Genomic DNA, 20316 nt, shown 5'->3' with positions numbered 1-20316 from the left:
ATGGACGTCGATAATGAGAGCGATCAAGTGAAAGAAGGGCATCTGGTGGATGCCTAGGCGCTGAGAGGCGATGAAGGACGTGGTACGCTGCGATAAGCGTCGGGGAGCTGCGAACAAGCTTTGATCCGACGATCTCCGAATGGGGAAACCCACCTTCGACGGCTGAAGTTGCAAGTCCGGGAGCGATCCCGGTCTTGGATCTTCAGTTGTCACATGAAGGTATCTGCCCCTGAATAAAATAGGGGGTTAGAGGCGAACCCGGGGAACTGAAACATCTAAGTACCCGGAGGAAAGGACATCAACCGAGACTCCGCTAGTAGTGGCGAGCGAACGCGGACCAGGCCAGTGCCTCACAGTTTTTAACCGGAACCGTCTGGAAAGGCGGGCATCAATGGGTGATAGCCCCGTACGGGTAATGGAACTGCGAGGACTTGAGTAGGGCGGGACACGTGAAATCCTGTCTGAACATGGGGGGCCCACCCTCCAAGCCTAAGTACTCCTCAGCGACCGATAGTGAACCAGTACCGTGAGGGAAAGGTGAAAAGCACCCCGACGAGGGGAGTGAAACAGTTCCTGAAACCGGATGCCTACAAACAGTAGGAGCCCAAGGTTCGTCCTGGGTGACTGCGTACCTTTTGTATAATGGGTCAGCGACTTAGTTTAACGAGCAAGCTTAAGCCGGTAGGTGTAGGCGTAGCGAAAGCGAGTCTGAATAGGGCGTCAAGTTCGTTGAATTAGACCCGAAACGAGGTGATCTAGCCATGACCAGGCTGAAGGTGCGGTAACACGCACTGAAGGGCCGAACCCACGTCTGTTGAAAAAGCCGGGGATGAGTTGTGGCTAGGGGTGAAAGGCCAATCAAACCTCGAAATAGCTGGTTCTCCGCGAAATCTATTTAGGTAGAGCGTCGAACGAATACCCCTGGGGGTAGAGCACTGGATGGGCAAGGGGGACCTACAGTCTTACCGATCCCAACCAAACTCCGAATACCAGGGAGTACTATTCGGCAGTCACACGGCGGGTGCTAACGTCCGTCGTGAAGAGGGAAACAACCCTGACCGCCAGCTAAGGTCCCCAAGTGACGGCTAAGTGTGAAACGATGTGAGAATCCCAAAACAACCAGGATGTTGGCTTAGAAGCAGCCATCATTTAAAGAAAGCGTAACAGCTCACTGGTCTAAACAAGGGTTCTTGCGCGGACAATGTAACGGGGCTCAAGCCGTCCACCGAAGCTGCGGGTGTGATCCTTACGGATCACGCGGTAGCGGAGCGTTCCGTAGGCCTGTGAAGCGGTAGCCGTGAGGCGCCGTGGAGGTATCGGAAGTGAGAATGCTGACATGAGTAACGAGAAAGGGTGTGAGAGACACCCTCGCCGAAAGTCCAAGGGTTCCTGCGTAAAGCTAATCTGCGCAGGGTTAGTCGACCCCTAAGGCGAGGCCGAAAGGCGTAGTCGATGGGAATCAGGTGAATATTCCTGAACCAGTGGGTGGTGACGGATGGCTTGTGTTGTAGGTCCTTACTGGATTGGACCTGCTTCGACGCTGTTCCAGGAAATAGCCCCCACATCAGATCGTACCCGAAACCGACACAGGTGGACTGGTAGAGTATACCAAGGCGTTTGAGCGAACTGTGCTGAAGGAACTCGGCAAATTGCCTCCGTAACTTCGGGAGAAGGAGGCCTTCATATCGGGCAACCGGTATGGAGGGGCACAGACCAGGGGGTGGCGACTGTTTAGCAAAAACACAGGGCTCTGCGAAGCCGTAAGGCGACGTATAGGGTCTGACGCCTGCCCGGTGCCGGAAGGTTAAAAGGAGGGGTGCAAGCTCCGAATTGAAGCCCCGGTAAACGGCGGCCGTAACTATAACGGTCCTAAGGTAGCGAAATTCCTTGTCGGGTAAGTTCCGACCTGCACGAATGGCGTAACGACTTCCCCGCTGTCTCCAGCACAGGCTCAGTGAAATTGAATTCCCCGTGAAGATGCGGGGTTCCTGCGGTCAGACGGAAAGACCCCGTGCACCTTTACTATAGCTTCACACTGGCATTCGTGTCGGCATGTGTAGGATAGGTGGTAGGCTTTGAAGCGCAGGCGTCAGCTTGCGTGGAGCCATCCTTGAAATACCACCCTTATCGTCATGACTGTCTAACCGCGGCCCTTGTAGCAGGGTCCGGGACAGTGTGTGGTGGGTAGTTTGACTGGGGCGGTCGCCTCCCAAAGAGTAACGGAGGCGCGCGAAGGTAGGCTCAGAACGGTCGGAAATCGTTCGGCGAGTGCAATGGCATAAGCCTGCCTGACTGCGAGACTGACACGTCGAGCAGAGACGAAAGTCGGCCATAGTGATCCGGTGGTCCCTCGTGGAAGGGCCATCGCTCAACGGATAAAAGGTACGCCGGGGATAACAGGCTGATGATGCCCAAGAGTCCATATCGACGGCATCGTTTGGCACCTCGATGTCGACTCATCACATCCTGGGGCTGGAGAAGGTCCCAAGGGTTCGGCTGTTCGCCGATTAAAGTGGTACGTGAGTTGGGTTCAGAACGTCGTGAGACAGTTCGGTCCCTATCTGCCGTGGGTGTAGGAGTATTGAGAGGATCTGTCCCTAGTACGAGAGGACCGGGATGGACGCACCTCTGGTGGACCTGTTGTGGCGCCAGCCGCATTGCAGGGTAGCTAAGTGCGGACTAGATAACCGCTGAAGGCATCTAAGCGGGAAACTAACCTCAAAACGAGTCCTCCCTATCAGAGCCGTGGTAGACCACCACGTCGATAGGCCGGGTGTGGAAGCATGGCAACATGTGAAGCTTACCGGTACTAATAGCTCGACCGGCTTCATCGCTCTCATTATCAACGTCCATTGTTGGTTGTCCTGATCCTCGATCAGGACGAAACGCCGCTAGCGGCGCCTCGCTCTTCGCTCGGGTTCGACCAAAAGGTCGAACTTGTTTGTCGAGAAGGCACGCCGCTTGCGCGGCGCCTCGCTCTTCGCTCGGGTTCGACCTCGTCGGTCGAACGGGAGTGCCATGCGAGCTCTGAATTACCGATACGATCTGCCCCAGAGGGCACAACACAGGCCGCATCAATCGATGCCGCCCGACCAGCCTCTGATCTTCGCCGGCCTGGTGGCCATAGCGGGGACCCTGCACCCGATCCCATCCCGAACTCGGCCGTGAAATGCCCCAGCGCCAATGGTACTTCGTCTCAAGACGCGGGAGAGTAGGTCACCGCCAGGCCTGCAAAGATCAGAGGAACACGAAAATCTCACGAGACGGACATGACCCCATAAAGGGAACGTCCGGCTTCTCAATACACACAAACCACGATCTCCACACAGCCCAAACCGACCAACACCCCGAATGGCCAAAAGCCACGCGGGGTGAAACTGCGTTCGAATAGGCGACGACGTGCGGGAACAAAGAGGGTACATGGCAGAGCAGGCCCGCCGCCGGAGGGGGCCGCAGCTGGAAAAGCCTCCTCACGGGGCGCGGAGCCCTCTTTCGACCAGCTCAGGGCGCGATCCGGGGCCACAGCCAACAGAGCAGCGAGGCAGTGGTGGCGAGCCACAGGGCGATGACGATGGCGAGGCCGGCCGGGCTTGACGGCCGGACCATGCGCTGCGCTGCCGCTGCGCGGAACTCCGCCATCAGCGCCGGCGGGACGAGGCGGGCAGCCGCCAGGATGCCGAGCGGGACGATGACGAGGTCGTCGAGGTACCCCAGCACCGGAACGAAGTCCGGGATCAGGTCGATCGGCGAGAACGCATAGGCCGCGACGGCGGCGGCGAGGACTTTTGCCATTATGGGCGTGCGGCGATCGCGTGCGGCGAGCCAAAGCGCCATCACGTCCTGCTTCATTCGTCGCGCCCAGTCGCGCAGCCGGTTCCACACGTCCGCCATGCCGTTGGCCGTCATCGTTTGTCCGTCCAGGCGCCGCCCGGTTCGGTGCCGGAGCAGCGTAAGCCGGGGGGCGGCTGGTCGTCGAGGCGGTCGGGGGCTGGTCGTTGGCGATCCCGATCGGCACGTCGGCGAGCGCGCTCGCGGGGCGCGACGCTGCCGGTTTGCAAGTTTCGTCGGCAACCCGTCACCGCGTTGCCAGTGCGCCCGAACGGTGCGTCCGGCCAAACCCTCGGCCAACCAAAACGTGACCCGGGCGGCGAGGCGCGCCGCGCCCGGAACTTTAGCGCCCGGGAACGATTGGTTTCGATGTCTCCGGAAGGGGATGCGTCCTGTCCTGATCCGTGTCGGCGGCAGGCGGGGCGGATTGATCGAGGCCGCTCCGGAACCCGCGCCATGAACGTTCAGCCCAAGCCCATCCGCATCGAGGACTGCCGGGAAGTTCCTCCGGGCGCGGCGGGGGTGATCGTCCGCGGCGGTGCCGGGACGGCCGCGGCGCCGATGGCGGCGGGACCGGATCCCGAAATCCTGCCCGGCGATGCTCTCGGCCGGGCCGGCGCGTCGCATCCGGGCGTTGCCGCGGAGCGGGCGGCGACGGCGGAGCAGGCCGACGCCGGGCGACGCGCGGTCGCCGACCATGCGGAGGCGGCAGGAGAGCCCGTGCTGCGGCCGGGGCACAATGTCTGGCGCATCGAAACCGCCGCGCGGGCGACGCTGCTCGCCGACGCCGCGAATTATTACGCCGCCCTGCGGCAGGCGCTGCTGCAGGCCACGCGCACCGTGATCATCGTCGGCTGGGACATCGACAGCCGCACGCCGCTGGTCGGGCCGGACAAGCGCGCCACGGACGGCCTGCCGGAGACGCTCGGGGCCTTTTTGCAGGAGCTCGTCCGGCAGCGTCCGGATCTCGAGATCAAGCTGCTGCTCTGGGACTACTCGGTGTTCTATTCGCTGGAGCGCGAGTTCCTGCCGATCCAGGTGCTGCAGCGCGACACGCCGGCGGCGATCGAGCTCTGCCTCGACGACGTCGTGCCGATCGGCGCCTCGCATCACCAGAAGCTGGTCGTCGTCGACGATGCCGTCGCGTTCTGCGGCGGCATCGACCTCACCGTGCGTCGCTGGGACAACCCCGCGCACAGTGCCGACAATCCCCTCCGGGTCGACCCCGCCGGCAAGCCCTATCCGCCGTTCCACGACGTGCAACTGATGGTCGACGGCGATGCCGCCCGAGCGCTCGGCGAGCTCGCCCGCGCCCGCTGGCAGACTGCGGCCGACGAGGAGATACGGCCGCCGGCCGAAGGGGTTGCGACGCCGTGGCCGGTGGGGATCGAACCGGATTTTCGCGACATCGCGATCGGCATCGCCCGCACGCAGCCGAGGCATGGCGATCTCGAGCGCATCGCCGAGATCGAGACGCTGTTCCTCGACATGATCGCGAGCGCGACGCGCAGCATCTACATTGAAAACCAGTTCCTGACCTCGTCGACGATCGCCGGCGCGATCGCGGCCCGCCTTGCGGCGCAGCCGGAGCTCGAGGTGCTGATCGTCGGGCCGCGCACCCACCAGACCTGGCTCGAGCACATGTCGATGCTCGCCGGTCGGATCCGCTTCCGCGCGATCGTCGAGAGCGGCCTCGCCGAGGTCGAGGGTGGGCCGGCCGCGCGGGTGCGCCTCGTCTATCCGCATGTCGGCGGCGAGGGCGAGCCGGCGGCCGTGATGGTGCACGCCAAGGTGATGATCATCGACGATCGCCTGTTCCGCACCGGCTCGGCCAATCTCTGCAACCGCTCCTGCGGCACCGACACCGAGTGCGACGTGGTGATCGAAGCGCGGGGCGATGCCGAGCGGGCCGGCATCGCGGCGCTGCGCGACCGGATGATCGCCGAACACTGCGGCGTCGCGCCGAAGGTGTTCGCCGCGGCGCTCGCCGAGCACGACGGGTCGCTGCTCAAGGCGGTCGACGCCGTCGCGCAGCCGGGCCGCGGCCTTGCGCCGATCGAGGACGGCAGCCTTTCGGACGGCGACATCGGGCATTTCCTCGTCGCCGCCGCCGATCCGGAGCGGCCGCCGGAATTTGGCGAATTCTTCCTCGACTCTTCGTCTGGAACGCCGCGTCCCATGCGGACCTCACGCATCTGGCAAGGGATTCTCGCGCTGGCGCTCGTGGCGGTGTTCGCGCTCGCCTGGCGCTATACGCCGCTGTCGCGGTTCGCCGACGAGGCCTTCATCGCCTCGGTGCTGCCCGACCCGTCGAGCCCGTGGACGCCGCTCGCGGTGATCGCGGTGTTCGTCGTCGCCGGGTTGTTCGCGTTTCCGGTGACGCTGCTGATCGGCACCACGGCGGCGCTGTTCGGGGCATGGCCGGGGGTGGGCTATGCCGCGGCGGGGGCGTTGTCGAGCGCGGTCGCCGGCTATCTGATCGGCTGCGTCATCGGGCTCGACTCGATCCGGGCCACCTTCGGGCCCCGCGTCAACCGCATCGCCAACGGGTTCGCAAAACGCGGCATCGTCGCGGTCACCGCCGTGCGGCTGGTGCCGATCGCGCCGTTCTCGGTGGTCAACGTGATGGCCGGGGCGATGCGGATCAGGCCGCTCGACTTCGTCATCGGCACGCTGCTCGGGCTCGCGCCGGGCCTTGCGTTGATGTCGATGCTCGGCGAACGGATGGCGGCGATGATGGCCGACCCGAGCTGGACCGACATTGTAGGGCTGCTTCTGTTGATCGCTGCCTGGATCGGCGTCTCGGTCGCGCTGCAGTGGGGCGTCTCGCGGCTGCGGCGCGCCCATGACGCCGCCGGGGACACCGCCGCCGACGCCGTCGCCGGCCGGGATTGAAGCCGGCGCGATGAACAGTTTCGTGCGGGTGATGAGCTGGAACATCCACGGCGGGATCGGGCGCGACGGGCGCTACGATCTCGGCCGCACCATCGCGCGCATCAAGGCGTTCGATCCCGACATTGCCGCGTTCCAGGAGGTCGACACCCGGGGCCGCGCCGGCGGGCCGTCCGACTTCGACCTGCTGGCGAAGGCCGCGGGCGGCCATCAGGTCGAGGCGCGCACCATCACCGCGCCGGACGGGCACTATGGCCACATGCTGGTGAGCCGCTGGCCGATCGAGCGCACGACGCTGCATGACCTCTCCTTCGGCGCGCGCGAGCCGCGCTTTGCGATCGAGGCGGTGGTGGCGCATCCGCGCGCGCCGATCCATGTCGTCGCGGTGCATCTCGGGCTCGGCTGGTGGGAGCGGCGGCGGCAGGCGCGAAAACTCGCGGCGGTCGCCAAGCGCTGGCCGGAACTGACGCTGATGCTCGGCGACTTCAACGACTGGACGCCGCTCGGGCTCGTCCGGCAGCGGCTGGCGGCGGCGTTTCCGGACCGGTCGCGCTCGGTGACGTTTCCGGCGTGCTGGCCGCTGCTCAGGCTCGACCGGATCTATGCCCGGCCGCCCGGCGCGCTGCATGCCGCCTGGGCCGACCATGGGGCGGCGACCGCCTCCGACCATCTCCCGGTGCTCGCGGCGATCGATACCGACGCCTTGCCGGCGCGCGCACTCGCAGTGACTGCGGCGGCGGGAACAGCCGATCCCGACGGTCGTTAGCAGAGGATGGGCGCCGCGCCGCCGACCGTGGCCGGCGCCACGCCGCGGGAGAGGACAGATGATGACGAACAATGAATTCGAGATCCGGGACGCCGCCCCGGGCGGCGGGCCGCGCCAGGCACCGGACGGGCAACCTGCGCCGGTGCCGCCGCGCGATCCGACCCAGCCGGCGACGCCGCCGATCGAGGAGCCGGGCCCGGAGCCCGAGCGACTGCCGGACGAGGTGCCGCTGCCCAATCCCGACGAACGGCCGGCGCCCGTGGTGCTCTGACGCGGGGCATGGAAGGGCGCGGGAGACGATCGATACCGACGAGATCGGAGGCGGGTGAGGCGGCCTCCGATCCGGGTTCAGGATCGGGATCGAGGCGTTCAGGCGCCGGCGATCAGACCTTGGCCTTCTTGCGCGACGCGGCCGACTTGCGTTTCGCCGGGGCGGGAGCGTCCGCGTCGACGACGGGAAGGTCGATCACGGTTTCGGTGTCCTGCGATCCGGTCGTGGCCGGCTCCTCGGGCGCCAGGGTCTCGGCCGGGCCGTCCTCCTGCGCGATCAGTTCGCTGGCGGCGTCCCAGTGCCGGTCGGCCTGGCCCTCCGGGCGCCCCTCCGCGACCCAGAGTTCATGGGCCTTTGCCCGGATGCGTTCTTCCCTGTCGCCACTTTCTCGTCCGGACATGCTCGCTTCTCCTGCCGCAAAGGTGAGAACCTCGGTTCGCGCAATCAAAATGACCGCGCGACGCCGTTGTTCCCCGGCAGGTTAAGGGATTTCGCGCGGTGGACGGAATACCGAACGCGCGTGGCTGTGCCGCAATTGTAGTCCGTGACTGCGCAGCGAAAAGGCGGAGCCGGGCGGGCGATGGGCCCGCCGGTCCGCACGGGGCGAACCACCCGCCGCTGCCGAGGGGGTCAGCCGTCGGCGCCGGACTGCAAGGCTTCGTCGCCCGTGCCGGTCGGCTCGGCGTCGCTGGACGCCAGTCGTGGGAACTTTCGGGCGGCGAGCGCCTCTTCGAGCTCCCGGGCGAGTTGCATCAGGCGATCGGGAACCGGCTCGCCGGCCGCCAACGGCGCCGGCGCTTCGGCACCGCTCAGCGGCCGCGACGGGGTCGCGGCGAGCGGGCTGACGGTCGCGTAAGTGACGACTGGCGTCTCCGCGGTGCTCCCCGGCGCTATGGTCTCGTTGTCGCGCGTCATGCGATCTGCCCTGAACTCACGTCGCTCTCCCGGCATCGTCCTACGTCACTGCGGCGCACAACACGCCTGCACGTTAACATAGGTTACGCCGGAAACGCCCGGTCGGATCCGTCGGAGCAGCGCTGAAAGTGATGCAATGCTTGCCGGTGCGAAATCGGGGAGAATGCAGAGGAAGAAGCCGAGCCCTGATGTGTCCGCATCCGGCGCCGCCGCTCGCGGGTCGCGGTCGGGGCGGTTCGGCCGAGCCGGGTTCGACAAGGCAGGGGGCGGCGCCGACAGCGGCGGCGCACAAGGGCGGCCGGGTCAGGCCGCAGCGACGATCGCCGTCGATCCGGCGTTTCGTCGATCCGGGGGGTCGGCGATTCAGGTCGTCGTCGGTCTGGGTACTGTCAGATACGAACGACGGCGCCGGCCTCGTCGCCGAGCTCTTCGCAGAGCCGGGCGCGCGAGCGGTTGACGCGGCTCTTCACCGTGCCGATGTCGCAGTCGCAGAGTTCCGCGGCTTCCTCGTAGCTCTTGCCCATCAACGTGACCATCAGCAGGGTCTCGCGCTGCGCCTCGGGCATGCGACTGATCGCATTGCCGAGGTCGATCGCGCGCATGCGCCATTCCTGGGTCGAGGCGCAGGACGGCAGCGAGGAAACGCAGTCGAACCCGCCGGGGGCCTCGCGCGCCGTAACGACGGCGCGGTTGTAGAAGCTGTTGCGCATGATCGTGAACAGCCAGGATTTCAGCCGTGTGCCGCTCTCGAACTGGTCGATCTTGGAGATGGCCTTGAGGAGGGTTTCCTGGACGAGGTCGTCGGCATCGTACGGCTCGCGGCAGAAGGTGCGGGCAAACGAGCGCAAGGCGGGAATCAGGGCGACCACTTCGCCCGTTTCGGCCCGGGTCTGATGCGCGGGCTTCTGATCTGTCGTCATGGAGCGAACCCTCACGGTCCGGCTTTGCGAAAGGCTCGCACTCCCGGCTGCTCAGCAAAAACGCCGCATGAAGCATCTTGTTCCGACGACCGGGCCGCTCCGGTCATCTTGGAACATCCGGTCATGCTACCGCATTCGCGTCCAGCGATGCCCTGCCGAGGAGACGTTTCCGCCCATGTCCTGCTTCGACACCAGCCATCTGGTCCGGTCCATCGTGCGCCGCGCCGAGCTCTCGTCCGACGACATTGCGCTGATCGAGGCGCTCGACGGCGAGATCGTCACGGTGCGCCCCGGCACCGAGATCGTGCCGGCGCAGCAGTTCGTGCAGCACAGCTGCCTTGTCATTTCGGGGCTCGCCGCGCGGGTGCAGCGCTTCGGCGAGCGGCGGCAGATCTCCGCGGTCAACGTGCCCGGCGATTTCGTCGACGTGCACAGCCTCGTGTTGCGCAAGCTCGAGCATTCCGTGGTGGCGCTCAGCGAATGCACCATCGCCCGTGTCCCCCATGCGCAGCTGCGGGCGGCGACCGAAACGTCGCCGCGGCTCGGCCGGGCGCTGTGGATGCTGACCGCGATCGAGGCGGCGGTGCACCGCACTTGGATCGCCTCGCTCGGCCGCCGCTCGTCGATCGAGCACATGGCGCATTTCTTCTGCGAAATGCGGCTGCGTCTCGGCCTCGTCGGTCTCGTCGAAGCCGACGCGTTCACCTTCCCGGTCACGCAGGTCGACCTCGCCGACGTGCTCGGGCTGACCCCGGTCCACGTCAACCGGTCGCTGAAGCAACTGCGCGAAGGCGGCATGCTCGTCTGGCGCGATCGTTCGGTCGCCCTGCGCGACATTCCCGCGCTCGAGGCGCTCGCGGCCTTCGATCCGACCTACCTCAGCCTCGACCAGATGACCCGCTAAGGGCACCTGACGCGTCGCGGAACCGTCACGGGCCGGCGATGCGCCAGTCGACCGACCATTCGCCGACATGGTCGGACCCGACCGAGCCCTGGCGCCAGAGCAGGTCGCCGCCGAGGTCGAGGTCGGCCTCGACAGACGCCGCGGAGAGGTTTGCGGCGAGCTGCAACTGGCGACCGTCGGCGATCTCCCACACGATCGCGACCGCGCCGGGGCCGAGTTCGCGAAAGCTGCCGCCGCGGCCGATCAGCGGCAGCAGCGGCACGATCGCGGCATGGCGGAGGCTGAGCAGGCGGCGGGTCCAGTCGAGGATGTCGGCGTGTTTGGGCAACTCCGGCTCCGACCAGTCGAGCTTGGCGGAGAGGAAGGTGTCCACGGCGGTCGGATCGGGGATCTCGGCCCGGCGCGCCGGGTCGGCGAATTCGGGGAACCGTGCGAACTCGCCGCGCCGCCCCTCGCGCACCGCGTCGGCGAGATCGCCGGTGAAGTCGCAGAAGAAGGGGAACGGTCGCCGGCTGCCCCATTCCTCGCCCTGGAACAGCATCGGAATCTGCGGCGAAAGCAGCACGACGGCGGTCGCCGCGCGCACCGCCTCGGCCGGGGCGATCGCGGTGATGCGGTCGCCGAAGGCGCGGTTGCCGATCTGGTCGTGGTTCTGCAGGAAGGCGACGAAGGCGTCCGGCGGCAGGTCGCCGCTCGGCGCGCCGCGGGCGGAGCCGCGATAGGGCATATGGGCGCCCTGGAAGGCGAAGCCTTCGGCGAGCGCGCGGCCGAGCAGGTCGGTTCGGCCGGCATAATCGGCGTAGTAGCCCGCGTCCTCGCCGCTGACGGCGACGTGCAGCACGTGGTGCACGTCGTCGTTCCACTGCGCCGTGAAGCGGCGGGCGACGCCGTCCTCGCGGGCGAGGCGGCCCGAATCGTTCTCCTCGTTCTCGAGCACGATGTGCACCGGCCGATGCGGCACCGCGGCGGCGACGCGCTGGCGCAGTTCGTCGAGCACGTGCAGGTCGCCGTCGTCGCGGATCTCGTGCACGGCGTCGAGGCGCAGGCCGTCGAGGTGGAAGTCGCGCACCCAGTAAACGGCGTTCTCGATCAGGAAGTCGCGGACCGCGGGGCTTGCGGCGTCGTCGACGTTGACCGCCTCGCCCCAGGGCGTGCGGTGCTTGTCGGTGAAGATCGGCGCGTAGAGCGGCAGGTAGTTTCCGTCCGGGCCGAAGTGATTGTAGACGACGTCGAGCAGCACCATCAGGCCGCGGGCGTGGGCGGCGTCGACGAAGGCCTTGAAGTCGTCCGGCCGGCCGTAGCTCGCCTCCACCGCATAGGGCAGCACGCCGTCGTAGCCCCAGTTGCGGGTGCCGGGAAAATCGGCGACCGGCATCACCTCGATCGCGGTGACGCCGAGCCTTGCGAGATGATCGAGCCGGTCGATCGCGGCGCGGAAAGTGCCCTCCGGCGTGAAGGTGCCGACGTGCAGTTCGTAGACCACCGCCTCGTGCCAGGGGCGGCCGCGCCAGGCGCGGTCGTGCCATTCATAGGCATCCGGCGCGATCACCTCGCTCGGGCCGTGCACGTCGTCCGGCTGGTGGCGCGAGCCGGGATCGGGGACTTCGAGCCCGTCGTCGAGGCGGAAGCGGTAGCGCAGGCCGGGGCCACCCGGCACCGCCGCCTCGAACCAACCGTCGCCGACCGGCTGCATCGGCAGCGGATCGGCGACGCCGTCGATCACCAGCGCCGGTGCCTGCTGCTTCGGGGCCCAGAAGCGGAACCGGACGCGATCGTCCTCGATGCGGGGACCGAACTGGAACGGCGCGGATTTGCTCATGCTGCCTCGTCGGGTGAGGCCCCCGTGGCCTGATGAGGCGCGCGCCGGGGGCGGATGGTTCGATAGCGTCAGTTCCAGGCCGGCACCAGCGCGGCGACGGGCAGCTCGGCGAGGAGGGGGCCGAGATCAATCCGGCCATCGGCGTCCGCCGCGACCGTCCGGCCCGACAGCAGACAGCGCAGGCGCGGCGCATCGCCTGGGGCGAGCGTCAGCGCCGTGCCGGCGGCAAGCTCGCGCGAGGGGAACCGGCGCACCGCGACGACGAGCTGGCTGCCGTTGAGGCGGCGCGCGTAGGCGATCACCGGCTCGGCCGCGTCCGCCCCGTCGCCAGCGGTGACGGCGAGCGGCTCGTAGGTGCCGTCGCGGTAGAGCGCCGGCTCCGCGGCGCGGTGCGCCAGCAGCACGCGGGTGAGCAGCAGCTTGGCGCGGCCGCTCTCCCAGTCCTCCAGCATCGCGGCGTCGATGTGCTCGGGCAGTTCGCCGATCATCCGCTGCCGCAGGGCGAAGTCGACCGGGCGGCGGTTGTCGGGGTCGACCAGCGAGAACTCCCAGAGTTCGGCGCCGCGGTAGACGTCGGGCACGCCGGGCACGGTCAGCTTCAGCGCGGTCTGGACGAGGCTGTTCTGCGCACCGAGCGTCGCGACACGGTCCTTGAACGGCAGGAAGGCCTCGAGGAAGGCCGACGAGCGCACGGGATCGAGTGCCGCGGTGATGAAGGCGATCACCGCATCCTCATACTCGGCATCCGGCGCGGCCCAGGTGGTGTGCAGCTTCGCCTCGCGCATCGACTTCACCATCGCCCCGACGATGCGGTCGCGGAAAACGGCCATGCCCTCGGCGTCGGACGGCGCCAGCCCCGGCGGCCAGGCGCCGAGCAGCAGCTGGTAGAGCACGTATTCGTCGTTGCGGTCGGGCGGCCCGGCGCGGCCGGAGCCGGCCTCGCGCACGCGCAGGATGCGGCTCCAGGTCGGGACGAGGGCGGTCCACTCGGCGCTGAGTTCGGCGAGCACGGCGAGGCGGGCGCGGGTATCCTCGCCGCGCTTGGTGTCGTGGGTCGAGGTCGAGAGCAGCGCGTGCGGGGTCTCGCGGGCGCGGCGGGCGTTGATCTCGTGGAAGGCGGCGGCGCTGACGCCGAGGTGCTCGGGGTGGCCGCCGACCTCGTTCGCCGCGAGCAGGCGGTTGTAGCGGTAGAACGCGGTGTCCTCGAGACCCTTCGCCATCACCGGGCCGCTGTACTGCTGCACCCGCATGGCGAAGCGGACGACGTCGAAATGGCTGTAGCCGCTGCAGGGATTGGCGACGAGATCGCCGCTGAGCAGGCGGTAGAGGAAATCGAAGGCGCTCGGATCGATGGAGGCGTCGGCGCGGCGGGCGTGCGCGAAGGCCCAGTCGAGATCGCGGCGGTCGGCGGCATCGGTGCGGCCGTCCTCGACGTCCTGGTCGACATAGGTGCGATAGACCGGGAAGGCGGCGACCACCTCCTTCAGCGCCCGCTGCAACAGGTTGCGGGTGAAGTCGGCCGAGCAGGGGTTGGAGGCGGCGATGCGCGCCGCCTCGCGGGCGAGCACGTTGAGCTCGCTCGCCATCTCGTTGTCCATGATCTTCAGCTTGCAGGTGCGGACGATCTCGGCGAACGGGGTCTCGATGCGGGTGAACTTCGCATAAAGCGCGTCGAGGTCGCCGGAGCCGGCCGGGTCGATCAAGAGCCCGGTCGCGAGGTTGGTGAACTCGTAGCCGGTGGTGCCGTCGGTGTCCCAGTCGCCGCGCAGCCGCTCGTGCTGGGCGAGGATCTTCTCGACGAGCAGATAGAACGGCTTCGGCGCCGCGCTGCGCAGGCGGTGGCAATAGGTCTTCGGATCGAGCAGGCCGTCGATGTGGTCGATGCGGATGCCGTCGACGATGCCGCGCTCGACGAGGTCGAACACCAGGGCGTGGGCGTGGTCGAACAGCTCGGGCAGTTCCATGCGGACGCCGGCGAGTTCGTTGACGTTGAAGAAGCGCCGGTAGTTGATATCGTCGGCGGCGACGCGGAAATGCGCGACGCGCCAGTGCTGCAACCGGATCAGCTCGTCGAGGGTGCCCCAGCTCGCAAGGTCATTGGGCTTTCCCGCAAAACGCGCGACTTCGGCCGCGATCGCGGCGGCCACCGCCGGGTCGGCGCGGGCGGCGTCGGCGAGCCGGCCCTTGAGCTCGCCGGCGTGGCGGCGCTGGTGCGGATGGGCGGCCTCGATATGGCCGAAGGCGTCGCCGAGCCGCTCCAGCACCGGGTGTCGGTCGGAGAGGATGCGGTCGTAGTGGCGCGGGTCGACGGGAAGTTTGTGCGTGCCATAGGCCCAGACCGCGAAGGAGCCGTTCGCCTCGTCGAAGGCGAGGGTGAGATCGCCGGCCTGCAGCACGAGGCCGTACTGGTCGCCGAGCACCGGGATCAGCACCTTGCCGGACAGCCCGACGGCGTCGGGGCTCCAGTCGATGTCGAACCAGCCGGAATAGGTCGACGAGGCGCCCCATTCCAGCACGTCGAGCCAGAGCGGATTGTCGGCGCCGCCGACGCCCATGTGGTTGGGCACGAAGTCGAGGATCTGGCCGAGGCCGGCGGCGCGGAACGCGGCCACCATGGCGTCGAAGTCGGCCTCGCTGCCGATCTCGGGGTTGAGGCGGTTGTGGTCGACGATGTCGTAGCCGTGCGTGCTGCCCGGCCGCGCCATCAGGTAGGGCGAGGCGTAGACGTGGCTGACGCCGAGCGTGGCGAGATAGGGCGCGAGCGCCGCGGCGTCCCTGAATCCGAAATCTGCGTTGAATTGAAGCCGGTAGGTGGCCCGGGGGACAGGGCGAGACGGTGGGGTTGTCATCGAGGCTCCGCAGCAACGCCCGCGGTGCAACAACCGCAGTGCGACATGGCAACGGCGAACGGCGGCAACTGTTCCGGCAGGCCGGCCGTTTGCCGCGTGAAAAGCCGGCTCAAGGGCCTCAGGGTTGCGCGCAAATGCGCCGACCGGGTCGCCGCCCGGAACATCGGCGGTGGCGGATGGTTGGGAAGAGGTGTGGACGGACAGGTGCCGCCGCACGCCCCCTGTCTTCAACCCGGAGGCCGTCCCATGAAAGCCGCGCACTATCGTCCTGTCGACGACCCGGCCCCGCTCGAGGTTCCCTCGCCGTCGGCGCTGGCACCCGACGTCATCATGATGCCGCCGCGCACCGACGCCGCCGAGCCGGCGCCGCTCGATCCCTTCAACGAGGAAGGCGCCTTCGACCCGTCGCTGCTGGATGAGCCGTCCGATCCGGACGTGGTGAGCCCCGGCGTGCCGGGCCTCGATCCCGGCCCCGCCAACGACCCGGTGCCGTCGCCGCCGACGCCCGACGTGCCCGACCCGATGCCGCCGCAACCGCTGCCGCCCGACACGCTGCCCGATCCGGTTACGGATCCGCAGGATCCCCTGCCGCTCAGGGATCCAACCGTCGAGCCGCTCAGCGATCCGACGATCGAGCCGATGCGCTTCGGCGTCGACGAGGACGGCGAGACGGTGGTGAAGCCGCTGTCGGCGCGCGAGCGCCAGGCGATGACCGGCGCCCACACCGACGACTGACCACGGAAGGGCCGATCATGAGCCCGGCGAAGACTACCAGCCCCCGCCGCCCCCACCGCCCCCACCGCCGCCGGACGAGCCCCCGCCGCCCGACCCGGACGACGACGACTTCGGCGGTGGAACCGCCGACGAGAAGCTCGCCGCCATCCCGCTCGCGGTACTGGCGACGCTTCGGACGATACGACCCGGGTCGCCGTGCCCGGCGAACCATGCGGGTTGATAAGCGGCGGCAGCGGCGCCGGCAGCGGCGGCGGTGGTGAGCCACGCCTGGAAGGCGTCGCTCCACGGCTTTTCGACGCCGAGCGCGACGGCATAGGGCAGCATCGTCTCGAAGCGCGTCGGCGACATCTCCGGCGCGCCGGCCATGTTGAGTCGCTCGCGCTCGGCGACCGAGAGGTAGAGCCGGAAGCCCTCGATGCGGTCCATTACCTTGGCGCCCAACGCCGTCGGCGCGCCGAGCAGGTAGAAGAACAGCGCATTCACCACGACATGCGCCGAGAGCAGCGCCGGCGTCACGGGATCGAACAGCAGCGCCGCGCCGCCGAGGGCGGCGAGGCCACCCGCGCCGAGCAGGCCGATCAGGCCGGCGAGGAAGGCGGCGTGGATGCGCTGCATGAGGCCGCCCTTCGACATCCGGCCGAGGCGCACCGCGAGGTTGCCGATGGCGACCGAGAGAAACAGCATCGGCACCACGAAGGCGAGATCCTCCTCGTTCGCGCCGCCGAACAGCCAGACGGCCGCCATCGCGGCCAGGCTGAGCACGAGGCCGAGCAGCACATAGAGGTGGTTCTTGCGGAAGAACCGGTTGCGGTTCTCCGCCTCGATGGCGCCGCGAAAACGCTTGCCGAGATTGGCGACCGCCGGACCATTGGCCCGCGTGATCGACGAGCGGGTGCCGGGCGCGCCGAGCCAGCTCAGCAGTTCCGCCTCGGCCTTGCCGAGGCCGGCAACGACCGGCGCCTCGGTGCGCACCAGCGTGATGCCGCCGCCGAAATCCTCGAAGCGCACGAGGCCGCGCACTGCGAGGTCGAGCGCCGCGGCGCTGATCGCGGTCCAGCCGCCGCCCGCAAGCCCGCGTTCGTGGACATAGTGGACGAGGGCCGGCGACATGCCGTCCGGCGGCTCGAACAGCGGGATCACCGTGCCGCGCGGCGGGTCGCGCCCGACGAGGCGCCAGGCCCAGAGGTAATAGGCGAGCACCACGAGCAGCCCGAGCCCGCCGACGATCTCGCGGCCGTGGTCGAGCAGGGCATAGCCGGCGCGGGCGCTGGCATCCGGCTCGGCGACGACGTCCTTCGGGATGGCGACCGCGATGGTGAGACCCTCGCCGGGGCCGAGCCGGCGGGTCGTCTGGAACAGCAGCGAGCCGTCCGGATCCTGGGTCGCGGTCGCGTCCTTGCCCGTCGCGCCGAACGGCCCGGTGTAAAAATCCCAACGGATCGGCGCCACGCCGTCCGGCAGGCGGACGCGGGCGATGACCCGGTCGATCGGCAGCGTCCATTCGTTGCCGTTGACGTTCCAGTAGAGCTCGTCGTAGTCGGCGAAGCGGCGGATCTGGCGGGTGGTCGCGTAGCGGATCGTCCAGCGGTGCTCGCCGTGGGCGAGCAGGACGTCGGCGTCGCCGATCATGATGCGGGCGTCGCCGCCCGAGGTGTTGACGCTATAGGGCTCCGGCGCGCCGTCGCGCTCCACCGACAGCACGTCGAAACCGACGCGGCGGATGCTGCCGCCGGCATCCTCGAAGCGCAGCGGAAAGTCGCGGTAGATGCCGCGGCGGATCGTGTTGCCCTCGACCGTCGCGGTGATGTCCTCGGTGACGAGCAGGCGGTCGTCGCTGCCGACCTCGACGGTCTGGACGAAGCGGGTGAGCACCTCCTCCGCCGCCGCCGGCCGCGCGGTAAGCAGCCCCGCGACCAGCAGCAGGAGGAGGCCGAGCGCTGCGGGACCGAGGGACGGGCGGGACATGGCGGTTGCCCTCAGAAGCCGACCTTGGGGACCTGGCGGTCGGCGGCGTTCTCGATCTCGAAGAAGGGCATCTGCTCGAAGCGGAACCAGCCGGCGACGAGGTTGCTCGGGAAGGATTCCACCTTGACGTTCAGGTCGCGGGCCGCGCCGTTGTAGTAGCGCCGCGCCATCTGCAGCTCGGCCTCGATGGTTTCCAGCGAGGCCTGCAGTTCGGAGAAGTTCTGGTTGGCCTTGAGGTCCGGATAGGCTTCGGCGACGGCGAACAGCCGGCCGATCGCCGCCGACAGGGCGCCCTCGGCCGCGGCGCGGCCGGCGACATCGCCGGAGGGGACGCCGGCGGCGGCGGTGCGCATCCGCGTCACCTGCTCCAGCGTCTCGCGCTCGTGGCCGGCGTAGCCCTTCACCGTTTCGACGAGGTTGGGGATCAGGTCGGCGCGGCGCTTCAGCTGCACGTCGATGCCGCTCCAGCCTTCCTTCGCCATCTGCCGCGACCGGACGAGGCCGTTGTAGATGCCGACGCCATAGAAGGCGACGAGGCCGAGGACGAGGATGACGACGAGAGATTCCATGAACAGGCTCCTTGGCCTCCGGTGGCGCACCGGCGGAGGCCATGCTGCATCATCGCGCTTACGGGCTGCAAGCGTGGGCCCCGCCGGTCAGGCGCCGAGCAGGCCGCGGGCGGCGAGATTGCGCATCAGCCGGCCGGGGCCGTAGGTCCACGGCTCGCATTCGGTCGAGAGCCGCATCCGGCTGACGAGACTGCCGAGCTCGGGCGACGCGATGGTGACGATGTCGCCGAGCTTGTGGGTGAAGCCCTGGCCGGGGGCGTCGCGGTCCTTGGTCGGGGCGAACAGGGTGCCGAGGAACAGCACGGCGCCGTCCGGATACTGGTGATGACGGCCGATCATCTGGGCGACGAGGTCGGCCGGGTCTCGGGCGATCTTCGCCATGTCCGAGGCGCCGTCGAGGCGGAAACCCTCGGGGCCCTCGACGGTGAGGGTCAGCGTCATCCGGCGGACGTCGTCGAGGCCGAAGCCGGCGTCGAACAGGCGCAGGAACGGCCCGATCGCCGAACTCGCATTGTTGTCCTTCGCCTTCGACAAGAGCAGGGCCGAGCGGCCCTCGACGTCGCGCAGGTTGACGTCGTTGCCGAGCGTCGCGCCGACGATGCGCCCGTCGGAGGCGATCGCAAGCACCACCTCCGGCTCCGGGTTGTTCCAGGTCGAGATCGGGTGCAGGCCGGCGTCCATGCCGGTGCCGACCGAGGCGAGCACCTGCGCCTTCGAGAAGATCTCGGCATCGGGGCCGATGCCGACCTCGAGATACTGGCTCCACATGCCCTGCTCGATCAGCGCGGCCTTCAGCGCCATCGCCGCGGGCGATCCGGGCTTCAGGGCGGCGAGGTCGTCGCCGACGATGCGGACGATGTCGGCGCGGATCGCGTCGGCGGCGGCCGGGTTGCCGCGGGCGCGCTCCTCGATCACCCGCTCGATCATCGAGATCGGGAAGGTGACGCCGGCCGCCTTCACCGCCTGCAGGTCGATGGGAGCGAGCAGCCACAAGCGCTGCGGATCGCGGACGTCGGGCGGCGTGTTGGCGAGGACGTCGGCGAGCGCGCCGACCGACGGGCCGCTCGCGGCGGCGAGGGCGGCGGCGGGGTCGGCCGTCTCGCAGAGGTCGCGCACGGTCGGGAACGTCGCGGTGACGTCGACGAGGTCGTGCCCACGCACCGCGACCACCGCCGGGCCGTCCACCGCGGGCAGGAACACCCGGCCGACGAGGGTTGCGGCGGGATCGGCGGGAAGGGTGGTGGCCGGCGAGAGGGCGGGCACCGGCAGGGCGGAAGGGCTCATCTGGGGTCCTTTCGGAAGCGGGAGCGCCGGACCCCTCGGGCAGGCGGCGGCAGGGGGACCCGTCGTCCGGATCCGCGCAGGCGACCCTGCCGCATCGCCGGCCGCCGGACAAGCGCCCGCGGCGGCGCCGGATGCCGGCGCGGCGGAGCGCGGTCGACTCACGCAGCCGCATGCGCCGGCTTGCGGGACGGCGAATCATGCGCGATAGTACGGACATTGCCTTGTTCGTTGATCGTCCTTGCATTGGCGGGGATCGAAAATATTGCGGGAGTCAAGTCATGGGTCGTTTCCTTTCGCGGAAGCTGCTGTCCGCCATTGCCGTGTTTTCCGTCGGCGCGATTGCCGCCGGTTGCAGCACTTCCGCAACGACGCCCAAGGTCGCCACGGTCAGTTGCGAGACGGGGAAGGTCGCCGTGAAGAACAACAAGGGCCAGACCATCTGCGTAACGCCGCGCCGCAAGAAGGTGGCGGTGCCGGTGAAGGCCGCGCCGAAGGCGACGCGCAGCAGCAAGCCGCGCGCCGTCGCCTACTGAGCAAGGCCGGTTTTCGGCAGCGCTGCTTAAGGTGGCGCCACGCCCGGACACCGCCGCGTTTGGACG

The 20316-nt window shown here is 68.4% G+C and carries 15 protein-coding genes and 2 rRNA genes; 8 read left to right on the top strand and 9 right to left on the bottom strand.

Annotated features, from left to right (window positions below; all coding sequences use genetic code 11):
* Positions 1-21: 21 nt before the first annotated feature.
* A 23S ribosomal RNA gene (locus I5731_RS06840) occupies positions 22-2834 on the top strand.
* Positions 2835-3113: 279 nt separating this feature from the next.
* Positions 3114-3228 (top strand): 5S ribosomal RNA (rrf, locus tag I5731_RS06835).
* A gap of 273 nt (positions 3229-3501) precedes the next feature.
* Here the strand turns inward: rrf and I5731_RS06830 are convergent.
* On the bottom strand, positions 3502-3906 hold the full coding sequence (locus tag I5731_RS06830) for a YkvA family protein (RefSeq protein ID WP_235981607.1): 405 nt from the start codon (positions 3904-3906) through the stop codon (positions 3502-3504).
* 378 nt (positions 3907-4284) lie between these two features.
* Between I5731_RS06830 and I5731_RS06825 the strand changes: the two genes are divergently transcribed.
* From I5731_RS06825 to I5731_RS06815, 3 genes are read left to right on the top strand one after another with little or no spacing between them, the layout of a single operon-like run.
* Positions 4285-6723 carry a VTT domain-containing protein gene (locus I5731_RS06825; protein WP_235981605.1) on the top strand — a complete coding sequence of 813 codons (2439 nt, stop codon included), beginning with the start codon at positions 4285-4287 and terminating at the stop codon, positions 6721-6723.
* 10 nt (positions 6724-6733) lie between these two features.
* Positions 6734-7486 (top strand): endonuclease/exonuclease/phosphatase family protein, encoded by a 753-nt coding sequence (locus tag I5731_RS06820; protein WP_197310628.1) that lies wholly within the window; start codon positions 6734-6736, stop codon positions 7484-7486.
* 58 nt (positions 7487-7544) lie between these two features.
* The gene (locus I5731_RS06815) at positions 7545-7757 is read left to right on the top strand and encodes a hypothetical protein (RefSeq protein WP_210336259.1); all 213 of its coding nucleotides are present in this window, start codon (positions 7545-7547) and stop codon (positions 7755-7757) included.
* A 112-nt stretch (positions 7758-7869) separates the two neighbouring features.
* Here I5731_RS06815 and I5731_RS06810 read toward each other — a convergent pair whose 3' ends face one another.
* The 3 genes from I5731_RS06810 to I5731_RS06800 form a co-directional block, all read right to left on the bottom strand.
* A complete protein-coding gene (locus tag I5731_RS06810) occupies positions 7870-8157 on the bottom strand; it encodes a DUF2934 domain-containing protein (protein ID WP_197310627.1) in 288 nt (95 codons plus the stop codon).
* A gap of 230 nt (positions 8158-8387) precedes the next feature.
* Entirely contained in the window at positions 8388-8672 is a 285-nt protein-coding gene (locus tag I5731_RS06805) for a hypothetical protein (protein WP_197310626.1), read from the bottom strand.
* Between the two features lie 389 nt (positions 8673-9061).
* Positions 9062-9592 carry a sigma-70 family RNA polymerase sigma factor gene (locus tag I5731_RS06800; protein WP_197310625.1) on the bottom strand — a complete coding sequence of 177 codons (531 nt, stop codon included), beginning with the start codon at positions 9590-9592 and terminating at the stop codon, positions 9062-9064.
* Between the two features lie 175 nt (positions 9593-9767).
* Between I5731_RS06800 and I5731_RS06795 the strand changes: the two genes are divergently transcribed.
* Entirely contained in the window at positions 9768-10496 is a 729-nt protein-coding gene (locus I5731_RS06795) for a Crp/Fnr family transcriptional regulator (RefSeq protein ID WP_197310624.1), read from the top strand.
* Positions 10497-10521: 25 nt separating this feature from the next.
* Here the strand turns inward: I5731_RS06795 and treZ are convergent, their stop codons facing one another.
* Together treZ and treY are read right to left on the bottom strand one after the other, a co-directional pair.
* A complete protein-coding gene (gene treZ / locus I5731_RS06790; protein WP_197310623.1) occupies positions 10522-12315 on the bottom strand; it encodes a malto-oligosyltrehalose trehalohydrolase in 1794 nt (597 codons plus the stop codon).
* Between the two features lie 68 nt (positions 12316-12383).
* A complete protein-coding gene (treY, locus tag I5731_RS06785; protein ID WP_197310622.1) occupies positions 12384-15164 on the bottom strand; it encodes a malto-oligosyltrehalose synthase in 2781 nt (926 codons plus the stop codon).
* A gap of 246 nt (positions 15165-15410) precedes the next feature.
* On the opposite strand from treY, the gene I5731_RS06780 reads away from it, so the two are divergent.
* A complete protein-coding gene (locus I5731_RS06780) occupies positions 15411-15899 on the top strand; it encodes a hypothetical protein (RefSeq protein WP_197310621.1) in 489 nt (162 codons plus the stop codon).
* A 33-nt stretch (positions 15900-15932) separates the two neighbouring features.
* Here I5731_RS06780 and I5731_RS06775 read toward each other — a convergent pair whose 3' ends face one another.
* The 3 genes from I5731_RS06775 to I5731_RS06765 all read right to left on the bottom strand — a co-directional run bounded on the left by I5731_RS06775 (position 15933) and on the right by I5731_RS06765 (position 19717).
* Positions 15933-17864 (bottom strand): DUF2207 domain-containing protein, encoded by a 1932-nt coding sequence (locus I5731_RS06775; RefSeq protein ID WP_197310620.1) that lies wholly within the window; start codon positions 17862-17864, stop codon positions 15933-15935.
* An 11-nt stretch (positions 17865-17875) separates the two neighbouring features.
* Positions 17876-18433 (bottom strand): LemA family protein, encoded by a 558-nt coding sequence (locus I5731_RS06770; protein ID WP_197310619.1) that lies wholly within the window; start codon positions 18431-18433, stop codon positions 17876-17878.
* Between the two features lie 87 nt (positions 18434-18520).
* On the bottom strand, positions 18521-19717 hold the full coding sequence (locus tag I5731_RS06765; RefSeq protein ID WP_210336258.1) for a fumarylacetoacetate hydrolase family protein: 1197 nt from the start codon (positions 19715-19717) through the stop codon (positions 18521-18523).
* Positions 19718-19914: 197 nt separating this feature from the next.
* On the opposite strand from I5731_RS06765, the gene I5731_RS06760 reads away from it, so the two are divergent.
* A complete protein-coding gene (locus I5731_RS06760; protein ID WP_197310618.1) occupies positions 19915-20250 on the top strand; it encodes a hypothetical protein in 336 nt (111 codons plus the stop codon).
* Positions 20251-20316 lie beyond the last annotated feature (66 nt).

Origin of the sequence: Methylobrevis albus, assembly GCF_015904235.1 — a bacterium.
Taxonomy (GTDB): Bacteria; Pseudomonadota; Alphaproteobacteria; order Rhizobiales; family Pleomorphomonadaceae; genus Methylobrevis_A; species Methylobrevis_A albus.
The sequence above is the reverse complement of the archived record's forward strand: the minus strand, read 5'-3'. Positions and strand labels throughout refer to the sequence as shown.

Coding starts and splice junctions, on each gene's coding strand:
- I5731_RS06800 (WP_197310625.1), bottom strand. CDS start 9,592: ATGACGACAGATCAGAAGCCCGCGCATCAGACCCGGGCCGAAACGGGC.
- I5731_RS06765 (WP_210336258.1), bottom strand. CDS start 19,717: ATGAGCCCTTCCGCCCTGCCGGTGCCCGCCCTCTCGCCGGCCACCACC.
- I5731_RS06795 (WP_197310624.1), top strand. CDS start 9,768: ATGTCCTGCTTCGACACCAGCCATCTGGTCCGGTCCATCGTGCGCCGC.
- I5731_RS06775 (WP_197310620.1), bottom strand. CDS start 17,864: ATGTCCCGCCCGTCCCTCGGTCCCGCAGCGCTCGGCCTCCTCCTGCTG.
- I5731_RS06820 (WP_197310628.1), top strand. CDS start 6,734: ATGAACAGTTTCGTGCGGGTGATGAGCTGGAACATCCACGGCGGGATC.
- I5731_RS06760 (WP_197310618.1), top strand. CDS start 19,915: ATGCGCGATAGTACGGACATTGCCTTGTTCGTTGATCGTCCTTGCATT.
- treZ (WP_197310623.1), bottom strand. CDS start 12,315: ATGAGCAAATCCGCGCCGTTCCAGTTCGGTCCCCGCATCGAGGACGAT.
- I5731_RS06810 (WP_197310627.1), bottom strand. CDS start 8,157: ATGTCCGGACGAGAAAGTGGCGACAGGGAAGAACGCATCCGGGCAAAG.
- treY (WP_197310622.1), bottom strand. CDS start 15,164: ATGACAACCCCACCGTCTCGCCCTGTCCCCCGGGCCACCTACCGGCTT.
- I5731_RS06805 (WP_197310626.1), bottom strand. CDS start 8,672: ATGACGCGCGACAACGAGACCATAGCGCCGGGGAGCACCGCGGAGACG.
- I5731_RS06825 (WP_235981605.1), top strand. CDS start 4,285: ATGAACGTTCAGCCCAAGCCCATCCGCATCGAGGACTGCCGGGAAGTT.
- I5731_RS06780 (WP_197310621.1), top strand. CDS start 15,411: ATGAAAGCCGCGCACTATCGTCCTGTCGACGACCCGGCCCCGCTCGAG.
- I5731_RS06815 (WP_210336259.1), top strand. CDS start 7,545: ATGATGACGAACAATGAATTCGAGATCCGGGACGCCGCCCCGGGCGGC.
- I5731_RS06830 (WP_235981607.1), bottom strand. CDS start 3,906: ATGACGGCCAACGGCATGGCGGACGTGTGGAACCGGCTGCGCGACTGG.
- I5731_RS06770 (WP_197310619.1), bottom strand. CDS start 18,433: ATGGAATCTCTCGTCGTCATCCTCGTCCTCGGCCTCGTCGCCTTCTAT.